The sequence below is a fragment of the Bellilinea caldifistulae genome (assembly GCF_001306055.1).
Classification (GTDB): domain Bacteria; phylum Chloroflexota; class Anaerolineae; order Anaerolineales; family Anaerolineaceae; genus Bellilinea; species Bellilinea caldifistulae.
On sequence record NZ_LGHJ01000020.1, the window covers coordinates 20,711 to 45,624 of the forward strand.

Here is a 24,914-nt window from a genome sequence, read left to right on the forward strand (position 1 = left end):
TAGAGAAGCCCTTTTCACTCAGGAGGAATCCCATGTTCAAGAAAACTCTGGTGGTTATGATGGTGTTGGCTTTTGTGCTGACAGCGTGTGCCCCTGCACGCAGTCAAAAACAGGTTGCTCCGGAGAGCGCGCCTTCGGAAATATTTGCTGGCGCACCCCCTTCTGCGGATGTCTATTCGGAAGGTGCTCGAACGTTTCAGCAGGAGAATGTTGTTAGTTCTGGTGTTGAGAATCCGGTTGAACGGATGGTAATCCGCAATGCCAACCTGAGCATCGTGGTGCGTGACCCGGCGGAGGCGATGGATGAAATTATCTCCATGGCGGAGGGGATGGGCGGTTTTGTGGTGACTTCCAATCTCTACCAGCGACGCCTGGCCAACGGCAATCTGGTTTTGGAAGGAAATGTGACCGTCCGTGTACCGGCTTTGAATTTGAATGAGGCGTTGAGCCGAATCAAGGGGCTGGTGGAAAACCCGCAAACCGACGTTTTATCCGAAAATATCAGCGGTCAGGATGTCACTGCCGAATACACCGACCTCAAGTCCCGTTTGCGCAATCTGGAAGATGCTGCCGAGCAACTGCGCAAGATCATGGAAACGGCTACCAAAACCGAAGACGTGCTGCGGGTATTGAATGAATTACGCAGTGTGACTGAGCAAATCGAGGTGCTGAAAGGTCAAATCAAGTATTATGAAGAATCGGCGGCGATGTCGGCCATTTCGGTCAATATTCAGGCTCAGGAAACGGTTGCGCCGATTAGCGTTGGCGGTTGGAAACCGGAAGGCGTGGCGCGAGATGCCATTCAGGCCTTGATTGACGCGTATCAAACCATTGCCAGTGGTGTGATCTGGGCAGTTTTATTCTGTCTGCCAATTGCTCTGCCGATTGGGCTGGTGATTTTCTTCATCGTGCGCGGTTTCCTGCGCTGGAGAAAACGCGGAAAAGCAATTACGCCGGCAACGGCTGCGGAGAAAAGCGAGTAACTACTCCAATCCAATGTTGATCTTGCAGGGGATGCCTTCGGACTGAACAAAAAACCGAAAGCGTCCCTTGCTTATTTTCTCCCAGTGAAGCACTGTTTGATTGACAGACTTGGGCGTTTGATTGAGCAGTAAATCAAACCAGCCCTCAAAAGAGCGCCCTAAATCCAGTTCTAACTCAAGCCCATCTATTGTAATTTGCCAATCCTTGACTTCCAATCCCTGACTGATATGCAGGTTGCTGCCCGCGTAGGCTGGGCTCTTAGTTTGTGGGTAAGCGGCCAGCAAAGCAACTCCATGAGCCGGAATGGGTGGCAGGTTGATCGTTTCCCCGGCCCGGCAGGTGAAAGTTTGATCGTCCCAGAATGAGTGAAGATGATAATCTTGTTCCTTGAGTTGGAACGTCTGCAATTCAAAGTGCCATGGTTGGGGGGTATCTTCCCAATTGAAGCATGCCAGCACATGCCAGTTTCCAAAAGCACCTTCCAGATCTAAACGAAGCAGACCGGGCATTTGACTGGATAGCAAGTCAAGAACGCGGGCGGTTTGGCCGATGACCGGCAGCAGCACCTGTGCGAGACGGATGCGTTCTTGCGGCAGGGCTGGTAGGTCATCAGAAAGCAGCAATGAGCCGCCGGTCAGGGCTATGGCTGTTGCCAGACTTTCTACTTCGGATTGGGTCAGATGCGTGTCTGGGCGCACCAAGAGACAATCGGGGTCGTTGATCCACCAGCGGCGATGCAATGGCGCACGGGTGAGGATGTTGTTGATCGAATTGCGGGCAGAGGGCATGTGTGGTTCATTCTTAAACGGAAAACGGATGTTGTAAAATGCTGGAAGCCAGTCACCGCTGACGTCTGCACCGATGCGCATGGCATCTACCAGGCCCAAAACGCTGCCCAGCGGTGCGCCGCATCCCAGCAGGAAGGTCTCCTGTCCGGCAGCTTCACGCAGGGCTTGCATACCCCGGCGTAAAACCTGGGCACGGGTCAGGGTGGGATTGCGATAAACACCCGGCAAGGCAGCCGCGTATAAAAAATCCAATTTGAGGTACGGGAAATTCCATTCATGGGCTGCCGTTCGGACAACCTGACAGGCGTATTCCAATGCGTCTGGGACGGTCAAATCCAATCCATGGGCAAAGGCATTCCACACGAAACCGGCATTGACCGGCCGTCCGCGCCGGTCTCGTAGCAACCAATCGGGATGCTCTCGTTCCAGTTGAGACTTGGGGTGAACAATGAATGGGGCGAGCCAGAGACCGGGGGTGAAGCCTGCCTGGGCGATTTCCTGAGATAATTCGGCAACCCCTTGCGGAAAAGTTTCCTTAAACGAGAACCAGTCACCGACCTGGGACTCGAAACCATCGTCAATTTGGATCAGTTCCAATGGCAAGGATGGCTTCAATTGAATGAGCGTTCGCAGATTATCCCGGACATTCTGGGCTGTGACATTGGTGTAAAAGTGGTACCACGAACACCATCCAGAGGGGGAATTCTGGGGAATGCGGACTTGATGTTCCTGCGCAACGGCTTGAAGATACGGGTTTAGGATGTGCTGCTGCTCTGCATCGGCAATCAGCAGGACTGCCCAATCGGTGTGTATTTCGCGTTGGCTTTCCAGCAGCGTGTGATCCCCATTAGCCCACAGACGCAACACGGGCTGATCGTACAGGACGGCTTCTAAACTGCCAAAATGTTCGCGCTGAGAAAGAAAACCGGCCAGGATGGATTGATTTTGAACGGTATCTGTCAGAATGCCAAAAAAGTCGGATGTGAAATAGCCGGTTTGTTTAAGGTCTGGGGTGCCGGCATTGATGACCATTGGCTTTTGAAATGGGCCAAGCCATGACCTTCGCAGGGAGGCGTTGGCGGGATAGGCAGCAGTGTATGACCACGACTGCCAGCCATTGCTGTAAAACCAGAAATCCTTGGGGACGAAAGGTCTGCCAAAATCCACGCGGCTTTGAGGTCGCATTCCGCCCAGTCGCATCATCTCGATGCGGTCAATCCACACCGACTGTTCCGATTGATTACGGAGATGAATCCGCCACATTAAAAAGGGCAATTGATCGTTGAAGGCAAATTCCATGCGGGTTTGCAGGCCGGTGGCATGCCGCTCGCTTTCGATTGAACAGCAATGCAGATTGCCCAGGGTTGTTTGGAGCTCATTTTCGGTGATGGAGCGAGGCCGCCATCCGCTGCCCAATAATTCAGTATTGCGTTGGTTGACAGAGCAGGCGATATTCAATCGAATCTTTTCCAGACGGATGGGGTGTCGATTGGAAATCAGCGAAAACCACCCCTCTTCAGGGTCTATGATCAGGTCAAATTGAGCGTGATGAAAGGCTGGCATCGTATCCTGCCATAAGATGAAATGATTGGAGTGAAGGGTTGGTTTCGCTACAAACGTGGCAAGAGAATGCCTTGCTGCCGCTGATACTTACCTTTCTTGTCTGCGTAGGAGACTTCACAAGGCTCATCCCCTTCAAAAAACAATACCTGAGCGATTCCCTCGTTGGAATAAATTTTGGCGGGCAATGGGGTCGTGTTGGAAATCTCCAGAGTTACATAACCTTCCCATTCCGGTTCAAAGGGGGTTACATTCACAATAATTCCACAACGGGCGTAGGTACTTTTGCCGACGCAAATAGTCAAGACGTTGCGGGGGATGCGGAAATATTCAACCGTGCGTGCCAGCGCAAAAGAGTTTGGCGGGATGATGCATACATCGCCCTTGAAATCCACCATGGACTTTGTGTCAAAAGACTTTGGGTCAACCACAGCTGAAAACACATTGGTAAAAATTTTATATTCATCTGCAACCCGAATGTCATAGCCATAAGAGGACAGGCCATACGAGATGACCCCGTCCCTTTTTTGATGATCTACAAACGGCTCAATCATCCCGTATTCCAGCGCCATCTTACGAATCCATTGGTCGGCTTTCAATCCCATGTTTATGACTCCCTGCTTGATTTGGTTTTACTTCAACCCGCCGCGTTCCCCCAAAATTTGTTTCAAGGAGGAATCGAGCTGGTCGGATTGGGATTCAATCTCTTTCAATTGAGTAGTTAATGTCTGGGCTTCACTGTTATCGCTGAGGTTAGTGAGGTTAATCCGCACATTATAGGCTGCGCAGGTTAGCGCTGACCGCGCCAGGGTGGCGGCCGAGGCGGCGTCGCTGATGGCGTTGAGATTGCCGGTTTCGGCCAGTTCGATTGCCAGTTTTTGAACTTCAAGGCAATGACGGGCGGTGATCAAGGGTACTCGCGAGGCTTCCAGGGTGGCCTTTTCAATCGCTTGCTGACGCTGCTGTTCCTGATCGGCGGTATCTTTGGGCAGTTTGAAGGCTTGCATTACCCCTTCAAAAGCCTGTGAGTCTTCTTCAACATTTCGTAGCAATGCTGCGCGCAAATTCTCCGCCTGCTCAAGAATTGCCCACATGCGTTCCTTGACGGCTTCATATTTCTTTTTGCCCAATGTCAGTCGGGCGACCATGGCAACCAGGGCCGCAGCGACTGCTCCGGTGTGGGCCGCAGCAGATCCGCCACCGGGCGTAGGAGTAGCCGCTGCCAGAGCATCTAAAAAGGAATTTTCCAGCGGGGCTGAAGTGGGAGGTTGTCCGCGCATTAATTCCATCAGTCGCTGTTCAAGGATCTGGTCAGGGGAAAATTGATCCAGCTGCAGGTACCACACCGCGGCATCGTTGAGGGCTTCTTGCGGGATCAGACCAACCAGTTCGGAATGATGAACTCCCACGCCGTAGCGTTCTGCTTCGCGACGGATCATTTCCATGACGCGGGCAATTGGCGTACCACGATAATTGGTCAGGTTCATTGAAACTTGAGCGCGCCCCTCCACCAGTACTCCCATGGCTTTGACATAGCGCAGACCACCGGAAGAATGACGCACGGCTTTGGCAATTTTTTGAGCGATTGCCGTATCATTGGTGTTCAGGTAGACATTGAAAGCGATTAGCGGCTGGCGCGCGCCAATCACGGTTGCGCCTGCCGTGCCCAGGATGCTGGGGCCATAATCGGGCTGGCGTTCGGGGTTGATACCGATTTCCGCCTTGAGGCCTTCATATTGACCACGCCGGATATTTTCCAGATTCTGACGTTCGGGACGGGTGGCTGCTTCTTCGTACAGATAAACCGGGATGCTCAATTCCTCTCCAACGCGTTTGCCCAAGCGGCGTGCCATTTCCACACAGTCCTGCATGGTGATGTCACTGATCGGTACGAAGGGTACAACATCGGTTGCACCGATGCGCGGGTGTGCACCTTCGTGTTCGTCCATGTTTATCCGCTGAGCGGCACAGGCTATCGCCTGAAAGGCGGCTTCTTCCACGGCGGCCGGCGGGCCGATGAAGGTGATCACGGTGCGGTTGTGATCCAGGTCAGAATGGCGATCTAAAATGTGGATTTGCGGGATAGATTGAATGACCTGAATGATTTCCTCGACGATCTCCGGGCGGCGGGCTTCGGAAAAGTTGGGAATGCATTCGACCAGCGGGGTTGGCATATGAACCTCGTAAGGTTGGGATGGGTCAATTATAATCGTTTGTGGTGGGTTCAACGCCAGAAAGGAGAAAAAATGTGTGGTCGGTTTTCACTTGCGCTCGACCCCGAAGAATTACGCGAGGCATTCGGTTTGATTGAAACCCCGATTGGTTGGAATCCCCGCTATAACATTGCTCCTACTCAACCCGTGGCGGTCATCACGGATGCCGTTCAGCCAAGACTGGATTACATGCGCTGGGGATTGGTGCCCTCCTGGGCGAAGGACATTTCCATCGGGCAGAAAATGATCAATGCTCGTGCCGAGACCATTCGGGAAAAACCCTCTTTCCGTTCGGCTTTCAACCGACGGCGGTGTCTGATTCCAGCCGACGGCTTCTTTGAATGGAAAAAAGCCGGAATGGCCGCCAAATCGGCAGCGGAACCCTATTACTTTCGATTGAGAGGTGGACTGCCGTTTGCGTTTGCCGGTTTGTGGGAGGTCTGGCAATCGCCGGAAGGCAGTGAGTTGAAGACCTGCACCATTTTAACCACCGATGCAAACGAACTGGTCGGGGCGGTTCATCCTCGCATGCCGGTGATGTTTGAAGTAAGTAAAGCATGGCGATGGCTGGAATCACTGCCGGCTGATGAATTAATGGCTTTGTTAAAGCCGTTTCCGGTTGAAAATATGGAATCTTTTCCGGTCAGCCGTCTGGTGAATGATCCAAAACGGGATGAACCGGTGTGCATCCAACCCCTGGGGTAATTTTCAGCCGTCAAACCTCAACACAATTTGCCGTTTTTCCTTGACCGGTCAGGGGGGTGGTGGTAAAATCAGCCCGTTCATGCCCCCATCGTCTAGGGGACCAGGACGCAGCCCTTTCAAGGCTAAAACGGGGGTTCGAATCCCCCTGGGGGCACAGGGCAGACCTGCCGGAAGGCAGGTCTTTTATTTATCCGGGCAGAGCAGCCCTTTCATGCCATCGAGACAGGATCAGGCTAAAACGGGGTTTCGACGACAGCCCTCGCAGGGGGATCCCCCTGGGGGCACAGGGCAGACCTGCCGGAAGGCAGGTCTTTTATTTATCCGGGCAGAGCAGCCCTTTCATGCCATCGAGGCAGGATCAGGCTAAAACGGGGGTTCGACGGCAGCCCTCGCAGGGGGATCCCCCTGGGGGCACAGGGCAGACCTGCCGGAAGGCAGGTCTTTTTTTATATCCGGGCAGAGCAGCCCTTTCATGCCATCGAGGCAGGATCAGGCTAACACGGGGTTTCGACGACAGCCCTCGCAGGGGGATCCCCCTGGGGGCACAGGGCAGACCTGCCGGAAGGCGGGTCTTTTTTTATATCCGGGCAGAGCAGCCCTTTCATGCCATCGAGACAGGATCAGGCTAAAACGGGGGTTCGACGGCAGCCCTCGCAGGGGGATCCCCCTGGGGGCACAGGGCAGACCTGCCGGAAGGCAGGTCTGGATCCTTCCTCTTTTGGGATGCGGGGTATGTCTCAATCAAACCCCAGAAGCGTATAAACTCGGTTTCGTCATTTTAAATACTTCATGATAAACTTAAAGGCTATGTGGCGTTGGATCATTGGATGGGTGGTTTGGTTTTTCATCCTGCCTGCTTCGGTCGTGGCTCAGGCCGATGAAGGCATTTTGATTCTGTCCCCTGCTGACCAGCAGGTCTTGCAGGGGGTCATTGAAGTTCAAGCGCGGGTGTCTTTCGATGATGTGCAAACCTATGAACTGCTATTCGGGTACAGTGGGGATACGGATGAACGGAACCTGTTTCTGCTGACTCAAGGAAACAGTATTCCGGATTCGCAACTGCGCCACCGTTGGGATACCACCCTCATACCGGATGGGGATTATCGGCTTGTCTTACGGGTATATCTTATAAATGGAGAGAGACGCGAAGCAGTTGTGGAAACGGTCAGAGTGCGTAATTATTCGGTAGTGGAATCACCTACGGCAAGCGGTCTCGTCCTTTCAACCGCACCGGTCGTCCCAACGCCGCCGGAAACACCAACGCCCCTGCCGGTCACATCCACCCCGCCCAAACCCAACCCCGGCAGTGTTCAACCTGTTCAGTGGACGACCAGTGTATTGCGCAGTGTTGGTATCACGATTGTGTTGTTTGTGATCCTGGGCGGGTTGATCAGGCTGCGCAGGCCGAAAAAGCGCCGATAAGAGATGATCAAGGAGGGAAGAGTGGATCCTCTTGGTTCGCGGATTCGCCGTGTATTTTCACGAAAAAGCACTTTGGAGATGGAATTAACCGCTCCGCCTTTTTTGCTGGTTGGTTTGGGCAACCCGGGCCGGGAGTATCGGGAAACTCGTCACAATGTCGGTTTTATGGTCATAGACCGGCTGGCGCAGGAAACCGGAATCAGTCTGAGTCGGGTGCAGCAGAAAGCGATTATTGGGTTGGGAAATCTGGGGGAACGCAAAGTGCTGCTGGCAAAACCTCAGACCTTCATGAACCTGTCCGGTGAGTCAGTGGCCGGGTTGGTGCGTTTTTATAAAATCCCCCTTGATCAACTCATCGTGGTGCATGATGATCTGGATTTACCATACGGCACCCTGCGAATTCGTCCGGATGGCGGTTCGGCAGGACAAAAGGGGATGCAATCTATCATCAGCCGTCTGGGGACGCAGCAGTTTGCACGTCTCCGGTTCGGGATTGGACGCCCACCCGGCAGTAAACAAGGTGCCAGTTATGTGCTGCACGGCTTTTCGCCGGAAGAAAAAAAAGAACTGGATTATTTACTTTCCCGGGCAGCAGAAGCCTTGAAGACCTTTGTCGTGGAAGGTTTGGAAACCGCCATGAATCGGTTTAATGGTAATCAATTAGAAAAATGAATGAGTTAGAAGCTATCCGTTCTCTAAAGGCATATCAAAATTTGCTGGAAAGTCTGCAAAATGGTCAGACCTTGCCCGGTTTGGGCTTAATGCGTGCCGCGCGCCTGCCGTTGCTGGCAGCCCTGTGGGAGGATCTGAAAGTACCCATCCTGTGGATTACCGACCGTACTGACCGTGCCCTTGCCATGCTGGACGAACTGTCCTTCTGGATGGATCGAAATGCTTTGCAAATTTATCCGGAACCCAACCCGCTTTTCTACGAACAGGCGGCCTGGGGAACCGTTACTCGCCGCGACCGCTTGAACAGTTTAACCTCGTTGGCGATTTATCATTTTCTGGGTTCACCGCGTCCGTCACAACCGCCGGTTGTGATTGCTCCTCTGCGGGCAGTGATGACCCGTACCTTACCGCGCCGGGATTTTCTAAAATCCAGCAAGGTGTTGAAACTGGGCCAAAGTGTTTCTCCGGAGGTTTTGCAACGGCAGTGGATGGAGGTCGGCTATCAGCCGGCCGATACGGTGGTGGAGCCGGGGCAGTTTGCGCAACGTGGCGGAATTCTGGATATCTGGGTACCGGCTGAAAATTTACCAGTGCGCATGGAGTTTTTCGGGAACGAACTGGATACGCTGCGCCGTTTCGATCCCGCGACCCAGCGCACCGTTGAAAAAATCGAACGTCTTCTGATTACACCGGCGCGTGAGGTATTGCCGGGTTATGCCGGGCATCTCAATCTGCCGGCAGAACAGACGCTCGATGAATTTTATCTCCCTCTTGTTCATCCTTCCCCTGCCAGCATATTGGATTATTTGCCAGCCCAGTCGTTGGTGGTGGTTGATGATGTGTTGTTCCTGGGGTCGGTTGCCAACGAAATCGAGGAACAGGCCGTCAAACTCCGTCGTGAGAGTATTCAGGAAGGCGTGCTGCCGGAAAATTTTCCCATCCCTTACCTCACCTGGGGTGAGATTGTGGATGAATTAAACTCGCTGCGTTGGCTGGACATGGGGCAAAGTAGCGGGGAAGAACCCCTGCCACTGGCGGAGTCTTTCCAACCCGGTCCGCGTTATGGCGGCCGGTTGAAGCCCTTTTTCGAATACCTCAAAAATCTTTGCAACTTGAAGCAGCCGGTGGTGGTCGTTTCTCGGCAGGTCTCCCGTCTGAAAGCCCTGTGGCGGGAGCAGGGGTGTGAACCCGGGCAGCCCGAGTTTAAAGAAGGCTCTCTCAGTGAGGGCTGGACGCTGATTCTTTCCCCGGAAAAACGTTTTCACCTCTTGACCGACAGTGAAATTTTTGGATGGGAGCGGCCTCAACCCCGCACGCGTGCCAGGCCAATTGCCGAAGCCCCGGAAGCGTCCTATGCCGATTTCAAACCCGGTTCGTGGGTTGTCCACGTGGATTACGGCATTGGCAAGTTCATCGGTCTGGTACAGCGCGTGCTGGATGGGGTTGAGCGTGAATTCCTGTGTGTGGAATACGCCGACGGTGACCAGTTATTTGTACCCGTCCATCAGGCGGACCGCCTGAGCCGCTACATCGGCCCGAGCGGTGAAGCACCCAGTCCAACCCGGCTTGGAAGCAACGAATGGCAAAACACCCGCCAGCGAGTGCGTGAGGCTGTGCTGGAGGTGGCTCAAGATCTCCTCGATCTTTACTCACGCCGTCAGGTCGCCCAGGGTTTTGCTTTCAGTCCCGATACTCCGTGGCAGCAGGATTTGGAGGCCTCCTTTCCGTATGTCGAAACGGAGGATCAACTCAAAGCCATTGCCGAAGTCAAGCGCGACATGGAGCGCCCGCGCCCGATGGATCGGCTGTTGTGCGGTGATGTGGGTTACGGTAAAACCGAAGTCGCTTTGCGGGCGGCTTTCAAAGCCGTGATGGACGGTAAACAGGTTGCCATGCTGGTACCGACAACGGTTTTGGCTCAGCAACACTACGAGACGTTCCGTCAGCGTCTGGCGGCTTTTCCGGTAGAGGTGGAGATGCTTTCGCGTTTTCGTTCTCCGCGCGAGCAGGATGAAATCATCCTGCGCACGGCCTTAGGGGAAGTGGATATCTTGATCGGCACTCATCGCCTGCTTCAACCGGATGTGACTTTCAAAGACCTTGGGTTGTTAATCATTGACGAAGAACAGCGCTTTGGGGTTACTCACAAGGAGCATTTCAAAAAGTTTCGTACCGAGGTGGATGTGCTGACCCTTACGGCTACCCCAATACCCAGGACACTGTACATGGCGTTGACCGGTGTTCGTGATATTTCGGTGATCAATACCCCGCCGGCGGAGCGTTTGCCGATCATCACTCATATTGGCCCGTATTCGCCCCGTCTGGTGCGACAGGCGATTGTGCGCGAACTGGAACGTGGCGGGCAGGTCTTTTTTGTCCATAATCGTGTTCAGACCATCCGCGCCATGGAACGGCATTTACACAATCTGGTGCCGGAAGCGCGGATTGGAGTGGCCCATGGTCAGATGAACGAGGGCGAACTGGCGCAGGTGATGCACGATTTTACCCGCGGCAAAATTGATGTACTGCTGTGTACCTCGATTATCGAATCGGGTCTGGATATACCCAATGCCAACACCTTGATTGTGGATCGCGGTGACACTTTTGGTCTGGCACAGCTGTACCAGTTACGCGGGCGGGTGGGACGCGGAGCTCAGCGTGCGTATGCTTATTTCTTCCGCCACCGGCGTAAACCACCCACGCCGGAGGGGCAGGAACGCCTGGAAGTGATTGCCGAGAACACTCAACTGGGAGCCGGTTACTCGATTGCCATGCGGGATCTGGAGATGCGCGGGGCTGGTGAACTGCTGGGAACGAGGCAGCATGGTTATATTGCCAGTGTGGGTTTTCACCTCTATACCCGCTTGCTGGCGCAGGCAGTTAGGCAGTTGAAGCAGGTGAGCGGTTTAGAAACGGCCGAACTGCCGGTTGATGAGATGCGGGAATTAAGTATGGCGGTGGCGGTTGAATTACCTCTGGCGAGTGGTATTCCTTCCTCATATGTGCCGGATCAACAAATCCGCCTGAACCTGTACCGCCGGATTGCGGATGTCAAAGACCTTGCCGAGCTGGATGCGCTGAGCCTTGAGTTTGAAGATCGTTTTGGCGCTTTGCCGGAGATGGTGCGGAATTTGTTTTATCAGATGAAAGTCAAATTGATGGCTCAGGAAGCCGGTTTGGTTTCGGTGGCTGTGGAAAATGATCAAATTGTCTTCCGTTTTCCTCCGTTGCCGGAGAATGTAGAAGCCCGCAATCTACCGCCGATTGGCACAATCGCGCGAGCCGGCAAGAATGCCTATCGCCTGCCGTTCAACCGCGGAGATCCACACTGGCAGGAGACCGTGCTGGAAACGATTGCTGCTATTCAATCGGTTTTACGCGAGAGCAGGATAGAACCCACCGGTGTAAAAGAAAATATCTAGAAATAATGTTCTTTTTAATAAAGCATGTTACAATCGAAAGGTTGAGCGGCTCACGGATGTAGAGAGGATAATCTTATGGAGTTCAAACTGCAAGCACCTTATATTCCGACCGGCGACCAGCCGGAAGCCATCCGTCAACTGGTTGAAGGGGTGCGCAAAGGATATCGTCATCAGGTGCTGTTAGGTGCGACCGGTACCGGCAAGACATTTTCGATGGCCAATGTGATTCAAGAACTTCAAATGCCGGCGCTGGTGATGGCGCACAATAAGACTCTGGCAGCGCAGTTGTACGCTGAATTTAAGGAGTTCTTTCCCGAAAACGCTGTGGAGTACTTTGTCAGTTATTACGATTATTACCAACCAGAGGCTTATGTTCCTCAGCACGATTTATACATCGAAAAAGAAACCGAAATCAACGAGGAAATAGAGCGTTTACGGCTTGCGGCTACTACCGCTTTGATGACCCGCCGGGATGTGATCATTGTGGCTTCGGTTTCCTGCATTTATGGTTTGGGCAGTCCGGAGGAATTTGGGAAGGGGCAGATTCAGCTGGAAGTCGGAAAAATTTATCGGCGGAATGCCTTGCTGCGTCAGCTGGTTGAGATTCAGTATCAACGCAACGATCTGGAATTGCGCGGGGGGACTTTTCGGGTAAGGGGGGATACGCTGGAGGTCTTTCCGGCTTATGAGGATCGCAAGGTGATTCGGATCGCCTTCTTTGGCGATGAAGTTGAACGGATTCAGGTGGTCAATTCTCTGACTGGTGAACTGCTTTCTCAACCGGATTCGATCGTCATCTTTCCTGCCAAACATTACATCACCGGTGAAGAACGATTGAAAATTGCCATCCAGAATATCGAGGCCGAGTTGGAAGAACGGCTGGCTTACTTCCGGAAGAACAATCAATTTCTGGAAGCACAGCGGTTAGAACAACGAACCCGGTATGACCTTGAAATGTTGCGCGAAGCGGGTTACTGTTCCGGCATTGAAAACTACTCCCGTCATCTGGATCAACGCCCGCCGGGTTCGCCACCTTGGACGCTGATTGACTACCTGCCGAGTGAATACCTGTTAATTATTGATGAATCCCACATGACCATTCCGCAGATCCGCGGCATGTATAACGGTGACCGTTCGCGCAAGGAAACGCTGGTAGAGTTCGGCTTCCGTCTGCCTTCAGCGCTGGATAACCGGCCATTGAAGTTTGATGAGTTTGAAGAACACATGGGTTATACCATTTATACTTCAGCCACACCCGGCCCTTATGAAATGGCACGCGCCGAGCAGGTAGTCGAGCAGATCATCCGTCCGACTGGGCTGGTTGATCCGGAGGTGGAAGTGCGTCCGACTCGCGGACAGGTGGATGACCTGGTCAAGGAAATCCGCAAGCGGGTTGAGGTGGGAGAACGGGTGCTGGTGACAACCCTTACCAAGCGCATGGCAGAAGACCTGTCCGACTACTTAATGGAGATGGGCATCAAAGTGCATTACCTGCACTCGGAGGTTGAAACGCTGGAGCGGGTTGGCATATTACGCGATTTACGGCGAGGTGTCTTCGATGTGGTAGTCGGCATCAATTTGCTGCGCGAAGGGCTGGATTTGCCGGAAGTATCCCTCGTTGCGATAATCGATGCGGACAAAGAAGGCTTTTTGCGATCTTCCACTGCCTTGATTCAAACCATTGGACGGGCTGCCCGGCATGTCAATGGTCGGGTAATCATGTATGCCGATACCATCACCGATTCAATGAAAACGGCGATTGACGAGACCAACCGCCGCCGTGCCAAACAAATCGCCTACAATCAGGCTCATGGCATTGAACCAGTCGGCATTGTCAAAGCCATTCATGATATTACCGAACGCATATCCGCCGGCGCCGGGGTTGCCGAGGGGCGGGGTGAATATCGAACCGGCGAAAAAGGTGGTTTTCTGCCGATGCCCGCCAATGAGTTGAAGCGTCTGATCAATGAGATGGAAAAACAAATGAAACAGGCTGCAAAAGACCTGGAGTTTGAAAAGGCAGCCGCCTTGAGAGATCAGATCTTTGAATTGCGGGCTTTACTGGCAGAGGAAAGCAACCTGCCCCCCTGGAAAAAAGCGCAATTGCTGGCAGGCGAAGATTAGAGTTGGCTTAGTTTTTGCTGCGGCGCAACCGGCTTGATCAAAGAAGTCGGTATACTTCGGATTGGTTAAGCGCTGCGGGTTTTAACTTTGCGGATTCAGGAGGAAGCATGAGTGTACAGGCCAATGCCACCCGAAAAAGCAATCTCTTCCAGAGGCACATCGCCGTTCCGGTGGAACATGGCTCGTGGGTGTTTTTACTCGGCCCGATGATGGTTGGACTGGTGATTTCTGGCGGGTGGAACAGCGCCCAAGGATGGGTGATTCTGGCAGCATTGGCGGGTTTCTTTTTCCGCCAGCCGCTTACGATATTGATTAAAGTGATCAGCCACCGACGTCCCTCTAAAGAGCGCTTGCCGGCTTTGTTCTGGATGGGAATATATGGTTTGATTGGGCTGATCGGCGTAGCCGGCATGCTCAGTCAGGATTTGGGTTTTCTGGTAATTCTGGCTTTGCCGGCATTTCCGGTGTTACTCTGGCACTTGTGGCTGGTCAGCCGGCGCGAAGAACGGCGAAAGCCAATTGTGGAAATTGCTGGCAGCGGGGTACTGGGGTTGGCAGCGCCAGCGGTTTATTGGTCAGGGATCGGCGGGATAAACTGGAGCGGGTGGGTGCTCTGGCTGCTGTTGTGGCTGCAGGCGATTGGTTCGATATTATATGCCTACCTGCGTCTTAATCAGCGAGAGTGGAAGGTATTGCCTACCTGGGGGGAGAGGATACGGGCAGGCCGGACAGCGTTACTGGTATGTGGGGGAAGCTTTGCTGTGGTCGGGTTACTTTCAACAGCGGGGTTGCTGCCGCCGCTGCTCCCCCTGGCTTACCTGATTCAATTTACCGAAGCAGTTTGGGGAACCATCAGGCCGGCTGTTGGTGTAAAACCGGTAGCGATTGGCGTGCGCCAGTTGATAATCAGTACCCTGTTCATGTTCGTTTTTGCCCTCTTGTGGATTCAGCCGGCGTTTGGGTTCTAGCGCTTCAGGCTGTTTGGGCGTAATCCGACAAATCCCCGTACAACAGGGCGCGGTTGCGTCCAGTTTTCTTGACCCGGTAAAGGGCGTGATCGGCATGACGCAGCAAGTTGGTCAGGTCATAGCCGGAGGTGGTATTGGTGGATATTCCCATGCTGATGGTGATGAAGAGCAATTCATTGCCGATATTGATGGGTTCAAGGCTGATGGACTGGCGCAGCCGGTCTAAAACAGGCCTGAGACCGGCATCCGAAATGCCGGAAAGCAACAAAACGAATTCATCACCGCCATAGCGGCCGAGCACATCGGATGCTCGCAGTCGGTTAGCGATGCGACGGGCAACAGTGCTTAAGATATGATCGCCGATAGAATGCCCGTAGGAATCATTAAAGTCTTTGAAGTTGTCCAGATCAAAGACCACCACCGCCACCGGCGTATTGGCGCGACGGTTTTGTTCGATCACCTCGTTGCATTTTTGGAATAAGCCGCGCCGGTTATATACCCCGGTCAACGGATCGGTTACGGATAAACTTTGGACTTCTTCATACAAACGGGCGTTTTGCACGGCCAGGGCAGCTTGATCGGCAAAGGCTTGCAGACGAAAGACAACTTCCTCGTTGAAAAACCCGGGCACAGCACTATCCAGATTCAGAAATCCAATCACCTGCCCGCGGCTGAGCAGCGGCATTCCCGCGTAAGATTTGATCCAACCCATGGTTGAATTGCCACGCCAGAGGGATGATTTTTCGGTATCCGGGATGACCAGCGGCAGAAGACTTTCCACCATCTTTTGAAGGGTTGGAAATTCAATTAATTTGAAACGCAAACCCTCCAGATATTCACCCGTCTGGTTGGAAAGATAACCTTGATGGAAAAGTACCTCCACCCATTCGCCATCCAGCAGCATGATGTTGGCCGATTCGTGCGGAACAACCTTGCCGACGTTGAGCAGAATACGTTCGAGCACCTCGCGGAAGTTGAGGGTACTGTTCAAGGCAGCGGCGGTATCCCGTAAAGCGTCCGATAGTGCGCGGAGTTGACGTTCGGTTTCTTCCGCCCACTTGCGCTCGGTAATATCAAATGCAATCACCACGAACCCCAAATTTTGTTCCAGGTCACGAATAGGGGTAACCGTGCAGTAAGCGGTAAAGTCAGCTCCGTTTTTCCGTTTGAGAGTAACTTCGCCGCTCCACAAATCGCCGCGCCGGACAGTGGCACGGATGTGCTCAATAGCAGGTAAAGAGGACAGCGGAATGAAGGTTTCGAGGATGGGTTTCCCACGAATACTTTCAATTGGGTAGCCAAACAACTGTTCGCAATACTGGTTCGCGTAAGTGATATTACCGTTCTGATCAACGGCGATGGCAGCCTGACCGATGTGGTCCAGCAAGTCTGCCTGAAAGCGGATTTGTTTCTCGCGTTCTTTTTGATCGGTAATATCCCGAAAACTGGCAATTGCCCCGCTAAATACCTCACCCTCTATTAATGGAATGGCGGTCACCGATAACCAATGCAATTTCCCGTTCGAGTCAATCAGTCCCTGTTCAAAATTCTCTACTGCTTGTTTTTGGTTCAACACAATGGAAAGAGGAAGTTGTTCAGGGGTCAAGGGAGTAAGAAAATTATCCACCTGTATCCAGCGGCAGTGTTCACAAGAAGATTGGAGCAGCTGATCTTGATGATGATCGAATATCTGCTCGGCAGCCCGGTTGGAAAATATCATCTCCCCGGCATGGTTGACCATCACAATCCCCTCGGATAATGTATGCAAGATGGTTTCCATTCGTTGTTGTGCCTTTTGAAACGCCTGCTTTGCTTTTACCTGCTCTGTGATAACTTGAAAATAAACGGAGATACCCTTGGATTGGGGGTAGACTCTGACCTGATACCAGTTTTCATAAGGGGGTTGATTGAAGTAAGTCTCAAAGGACAGAGACTGTTTGGATTGGATGGCGTAACGGTATTTTTCTTCAAAAATCGAGCCTTTGGCTTCCGGAAAGACTTCAAATAATGGTTTACCGAGTACTTCCCGGCGGTTGCGGTGCAGCATTCTTTCGGCAGCCTGATTGAAGTAAGTCACGACAAGATGATCGTCCAGCGAAAAGAAGGCATCGCTAATACTTTCCAAAATTTTTTGAGGTTGTTCTGCAAATTCAATTGGTGGGGACATCCTTCATCCATCACAAATAACTCAATCATACCCACTAAAACGCTCTATATTGCATAGTTTATTGGAAATGTAAAGGATTTGCAAGGATTTGCTTAGCATTTTTCAGTTAAGATTGGATTGTGAAAAATGTGAGTCGCTTCTACATACATAAAGTAAACCCAATTATTCTCTGTCTGGTTGCGGTTTTAGTGTGGGGCTTGTCCGTTTCGCCGGCTGTCGTCCGTGCAGACGACTCGGTTCTGCCCGTGGTGGGCGAACCGGCAGCAGTGGATGAAACGAGTGAGCCGCACAACTCGATTCAGTTCAACGGCTGCGAACGCCAGAATTTTGAGCCGGTCAATGCGGAGTTTGAACAGCGGGTCGTAGAGCTGGTCAATCAAGAGCGTAACAAGCAAGATCTGCCTCCATTGAAATGGAATATAGACCTGGGTTATGCCGCTCGCTATCATGCCCGCGATATGGCGGAAGACGGGTACTTCAATCATGATTCCTACGATGGCGGACAAATGATCTGCAGCTGGAGCACGCGGATTGGAAAATTTTACAGCGGTTGGAGCAGCCTGGCAGAAAACATTGCAGCCGGTTATACCACACCGGAGAATGTGATCAGCGGCTGGATGAACTCCTCGGGTCATCGGGCTAACATCCTCAGTCCCAGCAACCGTGAAATTGGAGTGGGATACTGGTCGGGTGGCTCTTACCGTTATTACTGGGTGCAGGATTTCGGACGGCGTAGCTCGGTTTATCCGGTGGTGATTAACCGGGAGTATGCCAGGACCAGTTCGCCGGACGTAGAATTGTATATTTACGGACAGGGGGTGTGGACGGAAATGCGCCTGCGTAACGATGACGGGAATTGGAGCGAGTGGCGGCCGTTTCAGTCACGCCTTAACTGGCGCTTGAACCGGGTAAAGGGGATACGCACGGTAACGGTTGAATTGCGCAACGGGTCAGGTACAACCAGCAGTTGGGATACGATTGAATTGACCACGTCAGCTCCCGAATTGGAGGTACAACCGGCTTCTCTGACTTTCTTCTACGAAACCAGCACCGGACGACTGATCCCTCCCTCCGCTTCGGTCTTCATTCAAAACAGCGGCAATGATCAGGTGCTGAACTGGGTGGTGGAAAATATCAACGGGGATTGGTTCTCTCCTTCGGCATTGGCAGGCAGTACCCCGGCCAGCCTTGTGATTAGTCCGGTTCCCAATGGCGGGTCGTTTGTTCAGAATCAAATTTTGAGTGGCGGCTTGACCATCCGCATTACGGATACTTTCCCGGTAGCGGGTTCACCAAGGCAGGTTGCGGTACAGGTGCTTGTGGTTGAGCGGGTACAGCAGGTTTTCTTGCCGATGGTGAGAAGATAAGCAATAGATGCTCGATCAGGTCAGGGCTGGCCTTGAAAGAGACTGCACCACCCGCGCGGCGGCTTTAACCTGAGCCGTGATCTGGTCAAACCGCCCATTTTTGATCCATTGCCGTTTTACCAACCAGGAACCTCCTACAGCCAGAACCCGCTCGTGGGTCAGATAGCTCGACAGGTTATCGGTTTGGATGCCGCCGGTGGGTATAAAGCGAACGCTGGGGAATGGATCGGAAACCGCTTTGATGGCAGCAATTCCGCCCATTGTTTCAGCCGGAAAAAATTTGAACACTTCGATGCCCAGCCGCAGCCCTTGAAGAATTTCGTGGGGGGTGACGGCGCCGGGCAAAAACGGGATTCCCTCACTCAGTGCCCATTCAACGGCATCCTGCGGTAAGCCGGGGGAAACCAGAAAATCTGCCCCGGCTGAGGCTGCCTGTCTGGCCTGATCCAGAGTCAGAATTGTTCCTGCCCCCAGTGTAATGTTCGGATAAGCCCTGCGGATAGACTGAATGGCTTGCAGAGCAGCCGGTGTCCGCAGGGTGATTTCGACGAGCGGTAGCCCGGCTTCAATCAGGGTGCGGGCCAGCACTTCGGCACGGCTAGAGTCGTCAATTTCCACAACGGGAATGAGACCGAGGGAGTAGATGGTGCGATAGATCGGGTTGAGCATCTCTAAAAATCCAGAAATCGGCTTGGGTTTTCCACTAATAGAGTGTTGATTGCGTATTCCTCTACCCCAAAACTTTTCAAGCGTGGGATAAAATCCAGGAGGATGTGACCGAGACCGAGTGTCAGGGGGTTGTGAACCTTCCAGGACGATTTGCGCGCCCGGTCACCAGAAAGCAGGATTTGCCGCAGATAGCCGGCTTCAATCAGGTCGCGGATCAGAATGGCGCGCTGATCATCCGACCAGTATTGTTCTTTACCAATCTGGTCGAATCCCAGAAAAACGCCTCGTTGAGCGAGCTGGAAGTAAATCTCGCGCGGTAAATTCCGGTCGAGGTGGCCGATGAGCAATTTTTGAGGAGAAACACCCGCCTCAAGCAGCAACTCGGCCTGTTCAAGGGCGAATGTTCCTGCTTCGGTATGGGTGCTGACCGGCGCGCCGGTTTTGCGGTGGGCAATACCGGCGGCTTGAATAACGCGCAGTTCTACATCGGCGGCATGATTCAGGCTGGTGGCGGCCTTGATTGCCCCGGCGCAGATGCCGGTTTCCCCAATTCCGACAGTGATTTCCTGTATCATTCGTTCGGCGATGTGTTCAGAAGATTGATTTTGTAAAAGTTCGGCAGAAAACTTTGCTTTGTGGTGACCCGTGACGGCGATAATATGAACACCGGTTGCCTGTGAAATTTGGGCGAGGTCAAGCGGTGAACGGCCGATTTCCTCAGTGGTCATTTCAACCAGCGCACCACCGCCAAGCGATTTGAAATAACGCAATTCGGCAACGGCTGCGGGAATTGAATCAAGACCGAGATCGGCATCTTCAAGCGCCATCGAATCGGGCGGGTACCAGAGAACATGCTCGTGGCAGGCAGTAATCCCCAATTGCCCGGCAGGGATAGAACCCAGTACAGTTTGAACTGCCATTCAGACCTCCTTAATCCAACACCGCACCTGTTTGGCGAAGGGTGGATTGCAATTTCGAGATGGGAACTTCACGGAGTTGACAATTCAGGGCTACGGCAAGGGCTGCGGCTGTGCCGGCTGCCTGCCCCATGGCCATGCACTGTCCCATGCTACGCACTGAGGCGTGGGCATCATGGTCTGCCGAAAGGCAACGGCCGGCAACCAGCAGCTGTTCTGCTTTTTGAGGCAGTAAACAGCGATAGGGGATATGATAGGTTTCTCCCTCCGGCAGGTATTCCCAGCGGGTGTCCTGTCCGGCGTGATGTTCTTCGATGGGAGCGCCGCATTGGGCAATTGCATCATCGAACTTGCGTGCAGAAAGCACATCTGCGCGGGTCAATCGGTATTCACCGAAAATCCTGCGGCTTTCGCGGATGCCGATTTGGATGCTAAAGCCACCCAAGGCGGCGTTTTCATATCCGGGGATCTGCTCGATGAGAAAGCGAGCGTATTCCAGCGACTGTCGGCGGCCTTCGATTTCGGCGAGGGTCAGTTGGGTCAAATCGAGGGGGTCAACATCCCGAACGCGAGTCATGTTGGTGGCCATCACACCTGGTAGGGGGGTGATGTGGACACTGCCTTCCTTGCGGGGCAAGTCGTATCCCAGTTGCTCGGCTTGCTGCATTTTTGCGTGCAATTCGGATTTCTTAACACTTTTTGCCCGCGCAACATCTACGTTAATCATTTTGAAGGTGGTGGTGAGAGATTGAATGGGTCCGTCGCGACTGCTTTCAAAAGGGACGCCCATGCGGGCAGCCACATCAGCATCTCCGCTGGCATCAATGACTACCTTGGCAGACAGACGGTAAAGGCCGGTTTTGCTGGCAATGACCACACCACGAATTTCCGCGCCTTCTGAAAGCACATCAACCACCAGTGCATGATAATACAAACGGACACCGGCCTGACGGGCGAGATGCTCCCACACAACTTTGAGTGTCTCGGGATCGTAGGTGATGCCCTGGCCGGCGCCATAGGTGTTTGGGCGGTAAATTGCAGCGTTGCGTTTGAACAATTCTTCAATTACGCTATCCGGAACACCGCCTACCACTTTGCGCGGATGAACACCGGGCGTAAAAAAGCCATAGAAGGTGTCCAGAACCTGAGTGCTGATACCTCCCATGAAACCATAGCGTTCTACCAGCGAGGTGGCTACGCCAAGGCGGGCAGCAGTGATGGCAGCTGTGGCGCCCGCCGAACCCGACCCAACCACCAGCACATCCGTGGAAGGTAAATCTTGGAGAGAAGTGGAATAAATCATCATCGGTTCCCTTGCCTGAGGATCTAGCGCACCGTCCAGCCGCCATCCACCGTCAGGACGGCACCGGTGATGAAGCGGGCAGCATCGGAGGCCAGGAATACAGCGGCTCCGGCAACGTCTTCCGGTTGACCAAAATCGGCGGTCAGGGGTTGCAGATCCGCCATTCGGGAGCGGATGTGGGGACTGTTCTGGGCGCGTTGGCTCATCGGGGTTGCAATCAAACCGGGGCAGATGACATTCGCGCGGATACCGCGTGGAGCATAGTAGGCGGCAATCGAGCGTGTCAGGCTGATGGCGGCACCTTTGCTGGCAGCATAAGCGTGGGTTGCGAAATCTTCATCGCCACCTACCAGACCCAGTACCGAGGATACGACTACGATGGCTCCTTGGTGCTGGGGCAGCATTGCCTGAATGGCGAATTTACAACAGTAGAACAGGCTGTTCAAATTCAAATCGAGGGTCTTTTGCCAGCCTTCCAGCGTGCAGGTATCTACCGGTCCATCACCCCAACGTCTACCAGAGCCACCGGCAACATTGACCAGTGCATCCAGGCGTTGAAATCGGCTAACGACTTGTAAGGTGACCTCTTCGACCTGATCGGCACGGGTGACATCCACCTGCACACAGGTTACAGAAGAAGGTGACGAGCAGGTCTGGCGGGTTTCTTCGGCGGCTTTGAGGTCAATATCCCATAGGATAACCCTTGCACCCTCTCGGGAAAATTGGCGGGCGATGGCTGCTCCAATGCCGCTGCCTGCCCCGGTGACTATTGCAACTTTATCCTTTAATTGCATGGTCAACACCCATACACTCTACGCACGCGGGCGCGATAGTCATCGTAACACGCATCGAACCGTTTTTTGGATTCTTCCCGGCCGATGAAGTAACTGCTGGTCAGAACAATGGGCGGTTTGCCCATGGCGGTTAACTTTTCGGCAATCCGGCACTTGAGGGCATTGGTGATGGCAGCGGCTCCAATGGTGGAACCAGGGCCGACCGGATCTTCCAATCCCTCAACGTGCACCATTGCATCGCCGGCTGGGGTGCAGTTGTCAATGACGATATCGGCAATATCAATCAGCTTTTTACCGCTGGAATGGAGCGCCGGGCTTGCCTGACAATGATCCATTGATACGACGGCAATTACCGGCATGTTCAACCGTTTGGCTTCCAATGCCACATCAATAATGACCTCGTTGACTCCACTGTTAGAGAAGATCAGAAAGCAATCCGGGGGTGAGAAAACAAAATTCCGCAGGATAATCTGCCCCAGACCCTCTACATGTTCTAAAAACATGGCTTGCCGCTGACCGTTGGAGCCAACGACGAGGTTGTGGAAGGTGAGAGATAATTCCACAATGGGGTGGAAGCCGGGGAAACTGCCGTGGCGGGGGAACATTTCTTCGACAAATATGCGCGAATGACCACTGCCGAACATGTGCACCAGACCGTCTCCAGCGATGGTGTGGGCGCACTGTTCGGCTGCCTTTTCTATGTTTTCCAACTGGGTTTGTTGAATGCGGGTCAGAATGGCTTGCGCGTGATGGAGATATTCGACTGAGGCATTGGTTTGCATAGAACCTCTACAAGATAATTTAACGAATTTGAGTAATGCTGTACTCGTAACGGTCGGCGCGGTAATAACTGGTGGAATATTCGATCAAATCTCCTTCTTCGACATAAGTGGCTGTGCCGACATACAACAAGGGTGCACATTCTTCCACTTCCAGTAAGTCAGCCCGATAGCCATCGGCGGCCACAGCGCGCACGACAATGTCCATGCGTTTGATCATCAGAGCGAAGCGGTTGGTGAGCACTTCAAAGAGGGACTGATCGGTGAAATTCACGGTTTCAATGCCGGGGCAGCGCTCGGTCAGGATAATGGAAATCTGGTGGCAGATTAATTCGTTATCGCCATAGCGCAACCGTTCCAGAATCACACAGGGCGCACCTTGTACTTTTTCCAGTACCGGGACATTTTCCATTGTGACGGTGGAAGGTTCGCAGCGCAAAACTTTGGATGAGGGTACTCGCCCCATTTCGCGCATCTGCTGACTGAAACTGCGGTCGAGGAAAAACTGAATACTGGGAATATCCCGCACAAAGGTGCCTTTTCCGGGATAGCGTTCAACCAGATTTTCGTCCACCAATCGGCCAATCGCCTGACGAACCGTCTGCCGGCCAACGTTATAAGCCTGACAGATTTCTAATTCCGGGGGCAGCATGCTCCCGGGTTTGAGTACGCCGCGTTGAATCATACGGCGTAGATCTAAATAAATCTGATAATACAGCGGAATAGGATTATGGGGATCAACAGTTGAGTAGGGTAGGCTCATAGTTTCCTTTCCGGATAACGGTTAAAGTTGGATTTACACCGAAGACGACATAGCCAGAGGGTACTTTCCCCATTCATGAGCAGCCTGAAACAGGGTGATTACATTCTCAGCCGGAACATCGGCCTGAAGGTGGTTGGCAGGGGCCAGGATGTAACCGCCACCTTCGGCAAGTTGGGCAAGACGTGTTTTCACTTCTTGAACAACTTCCTCACGGCTGCCGAGCATGGCATGACTGATGTCAATGCCACCCAGGAAGCTTATCTGATTGCCGAATTTCTGTTTAATTTCTGGGATATTTGTGGACGGTAGCGGTTCCAATGGATGAAGGACATCTACCCCCAGCTCAATGAAATCCGGTATTAGACGACCGACAGCACCATCGCTGTGCAACATAATCTTGATCTCTGGTTTATGGCTGCGAATGGTGTTAATCATTCTTTGCAAACAGGGTTTGATGAAACGGCGGAACATCCCCGGTGAAAGAATTAAACCGGAATTACCGGCGTAGTCATCACCGGGCAATTCAATCATATCGAACCATCGCCCGCCGGCCCGCATGGCAGCATCCAAAAGTCCTTCCAGGAGGGTGGTGATGCGGTCGAGAAGTGCCAGTGCAAAATCGGGGTTTTCGATTAAGTCGGTGAGAAAATTTTCGGTACCGCGCAGGTCACAAGCGGTTTGAAAGGGGCCGTGAGAAGCCACCATGCGCATCACCACAAAGTAGGGGGTGTGGGTTTGTAATTCCTCCGCTCTTTGCGCGACCCCATTCATCCAGGAAGGATCGAGGGGATCAGGCCAGCGCACCAGCCGTTCAATATCCTCTCTATCGGTTGTGTTTTGTAAAAGACCCCTGCCGGCATAGTAGTAGGGTAAAGCCCGTTTCCAGATTTGACCGAATGAATCAAAAAAAGTATTTTCATCATCACCGGGGATGACCGGGCTGTTGGGCAGCCGAGCCGGCCAACAGTAGCGAAAATCCGTGTCCAAAAGGCTCAGCAGGCGATCATCCATATAGGAGATGTTGTGACCTTGACGAAAAGGCGGGACGGCCTGACCAAGTTGGAAGTAATCCAGTAAACGAAAATAGAGATCGTCCACCAGACCATAGGGGCCGCCTCCGAGAGCCGTGGGGACACGGTCGGGAGTTTCGTGCCGCAGGGCAGTATATACACGCTGGCGGGGAGTCAGGGGAAGGGTCATAAAAATTCAAGAACGATTATTCAAATGTGCGTACATTGAGTCAATTTTAGCCGAATTCCAGCAGAAAAGCAAGTTGACACGCATAATAGAATCATCT

General features: G+C 53.0%; 19 protein-coding genes and 1 tRNA gene. 9 read left to right on the plus strand and 11 right to left on the minus strand.

What is annotated here, in order from left to right:
* The first annotated feature begins 32 nt into the window (after positions 1 to 32).
* The gene (locus AC812_RS14655) at positions 33 to 983 is read left to right on the plus strand and encodes a DUF4349 domain-containing protein (RefSeq protein ID WP_061915024.1); all 951 of its coding nucleotides are present in this window, start codon (positions 33 to 35) and stop codon (positions 981 to 983) included.
* Here the strand turns inward: AC812_RS14655 and AC812_RS14660 are convergent, their stop codons facing one another.
* Genes AC812_RS14660 through ftcD form a run of 3 tightly spaced genes read right to left on the minus strand, consistent with a single transcriptional unit; the run spans position 984 to position 5,506 of the window.
* Positions 984 to 3,335 carry a glycoside hydrolase family 36 protein gene (locus AC812_RS14660; RefSeq protein ID WP_061915027.1) on the minus strand — a complete coding sequence of 784 codons (2,352 nt, stop codon included), beginning with the start codon at positions 3,333 to 3,335 and terminating at the stop codon, positions 984 to 986.
* A 47-nt stretch (positions 3,336 to 3,382) separates the two neighbouring features.
* Complete coding sequence (dcd, locus tag AC812_RS14665; protein WP_061915030.1) at positions 3,383 to 3,937, minus strand: dCTP deaminase; 555 nt, start codon at positions 3,935 to 3,937, stop codon at positions 3,383 to 3,385.
* A gap of 27 nt (positions 3,938 to 3,964) precedes the next feature.
* Positions 3,965 to 5,506 carry a glutamate formimidoyltransferase gene (gene ftcD / locus AC812_RS17300; protein WP_082149006.1) on the minus strand — a complete coding sequence of 514 codons (1,542 nt, stop codon included), beginning with the start codon at positions 5,504 to 5,506 and terminating at the stop codon, positions 3,965 to 3,967.
* Between the two features lie 72 nt (positions 5,507 to 5,578).
* On the opposite strand from ftcD, the gene AC812_RS14675 reads away from it, so the two are divergent.
* From AC812_RS14675 to AC812_RS14705, 7 genes are all read left to right on the plus strand, one after another.
* The gene (locus tag AC812_RS14675; protein WP_061915239.1) at positions 5,579 to 6,250 is read left to right on the plus strand and encodes an SOS response-associated peptidase; all 672 of its coding nucleotides are present in this window, start codon (positions 5,579 to 5,581) and stop codon (positions 6,248 to 6,250) included.
* Between the two features lie 81 nt (positions 6,251 to 6,331).
* Positions 6,332 to 6,404: transfer RNA gene (locus AC812_RS14680), tRNA-Glu, on the plus strand.
* 635 nt (positions 6,405 to 7,039) lie between these two features.
* The gene (locus AC812_RS14685; protein WP_145962534.1) at positions 7,040 to 7,672 is read left to right on the plus strand and encodes a hypothetical protein; all 633 of its coding nucleotides are present in this window, start codon (positions 7,040 to 7,042) and stop codon (positions 7,670 to 7,672) included.
* Positions 7,673 to 7,693: 21 nt separating this feature from the next.
* Positions 7,694 to 8,344, plus strand: a complete 651-nt coding sequence (pth, locus tag AC812_RS14690) for an aminoacyl-tRNA hydrolase (protein ID WP_236839241.1) — start codon at positions 7,694 to 7,696, stop codon at positions 8,342 to 8,344.
* Positions 8,341 to 11,766 (plus strand): transcription-repair coupling factor, encoded by a 3,426-nt coding sequence (gene mfd / locus AC812_RS14695; RefSeq protein WP_061915037.1) that lies wholly within the window; start codon positions 8,341 to 8,343, stop codon positions 11,764 to 11,766. Before pth ends, mfd begins: the two co-directional genes overlap by 4 nt.
* A 75-nt stretch (positions 11,767 to 11,841) precedes the next feature.
* The gene (gene uvrB / locus AC812_RS14700) at positions 11,842 to 13,890 is read left to right on the plus strand and encodes an excinuclease ABC subunit UvrB (RefSeq protein ID WP_061915039.1); all 2,049 of its coding nucleotides are present in this window, start codon (positions 11,842 to 11,844) and stop codon (positions 13,888 to 13,890) included.
* 107 nt (positions 13,891 to 13,997) lie between these two features.
* Positions 13,998 to 14,858, plus strand: coding sequence for a YwiC-like family protein (locus AC812_RS14705; RefSeq protein ID WP_061915042.1), 861 nt, complete (start codon positions 13,998 to 14,000; stop codon positions 14,856 to 14,858).
* Positions 14,859 to 14,862: 4 nt separating this feature from the next.
* On the opposite strand, the gene AC812_RS14710 is transcribed toward AC812_RS14705, so the two are convergent.
* The gene (locus tag AC812_RS14710) at positions 14,863 to 17,025 is read right to left on the minus strand and encodes a diguanylate cyclase (protein ID WP_061915044.1); all 2,163 of its coding nucleotides are present in this window, start codon (positions 17,023 to 17,025) and stop codon (positions 14,863 to 14,865) included.
* Positions 17,026 to 17,144: 119 nt separating this feature from the next.
* Between AC812_RS14710 and AC812_RS14715 the strand changes: the two genes are divergently transcribed.
* Positions 17,145 to 18,392, plus strand: a complete 1,248-nt coding sequence (locus tag AC812_RS14715) for a CAP domain-containing protein (RefSeq protein ID WP_061915047.1) — start codon at positions 17,145 to 17,147, stop codon at positions 18,390 to 18,392.
* 15 nt (positions 18,393 to 18,407) lie between these two features.
* Here AC812_RS14715 and eda read toward each other — a convergent pair whose 3' ends face one another.
* The 7 genes from eda to AC812_RS14750 are packed head-to-tail and all read right to left on the minus strand — an operon-like array spanning position 18,408 to position 24,817.
* Positions 18,408 to 19,061: a bifunctional 4-hydroxy-2-oxoglutarate aldolase/2-dehydro-3-deoxy-phosphogluconate aldolase gene (eda, locus tag AC812_RS14720; RefSeq protein ID WP_061915050.1), complete on the minus strand. Its 654-nt coding sequence runs from the start codon at positions 19,059 to 19,061 to the stop codon at positions 18,408 to 18,410.
* A 2-nt stretch (positions 19,062 to 19,063) separates the two neighbouring features.
* Entirely contained in the window at positions 19,064 to 19,981 is a 918-nt protein-coding gene (locus tag AC812_RS14725; protein WP_061915053.1) for a phosphotriesterase family protein, read from the minus strand.
* Between the two features lie 10 nt (positions 19,982 to 19,991).
* A complete protein-coding gene (locus AC812_RS14730) occupies positions 19,992 to 21,284 on the minus strand; it encodes an FAD-dependent oxidoreductase (protein ID WP_061915056.1) in 1,293 nt (430 codons plus the stop codon).
* A gap of 20 nt (positions 21,285 to 21,304) precedes the next feature.
* Positions 21,305 to 22,075: an SDR family NAD(P)-dependent oxidoreductase gene (locus tag AC812_RS14735; RefSeq protein ID WP_061915059.1), complete on the minus strand. Its 771-nt coding sequence runs from the start codon at positions 22,073 to 22,075 to the stop codon at positions 21,305 to 21,307.
* Positions 22,076 to 22,077: 2 nt separating this feature from the next.
* Positions 22,078 to 22,857 (minus strand): sugar isomerase domain-containing protein, encoded by a 780-nt coding sequence (locus AC812_RS14740; protein WP_061915062.1) that lies wholly within the window; start codon positions 22,855 to 22,857, stop codon positions 22,078 to 22,080.
* Between the two features lie 19 nt (positions 22,858 to 22,876).
* Positions 22,877 to 23,617, minus strand: a complete 741-nt coding sequence (locus tag AC812_RS14745) for a GntR family transcriptional regulator (protein WP_061915066.1) — start codon at positions 23,615 to 23,617, stop codon at positions 22,877 to 22,879.
* A 33-nt stretch (positions 23,618 to 23,650) separates the two neighbouring features.
* Positions 23,651 to 24,817, minus strand: coding sequence for a uroporphyrinogen decarboxylase family protein (locus tag AC812_RS14750; protein WP_061915069.1), 1,167 nt, complete (start codon positions 24,815 to 24,817; stop codon positions 23,651 to 23,653).
* Between the last annotated feature and the right edge of the window lie 97 nt (positions 24,818 to 24,914).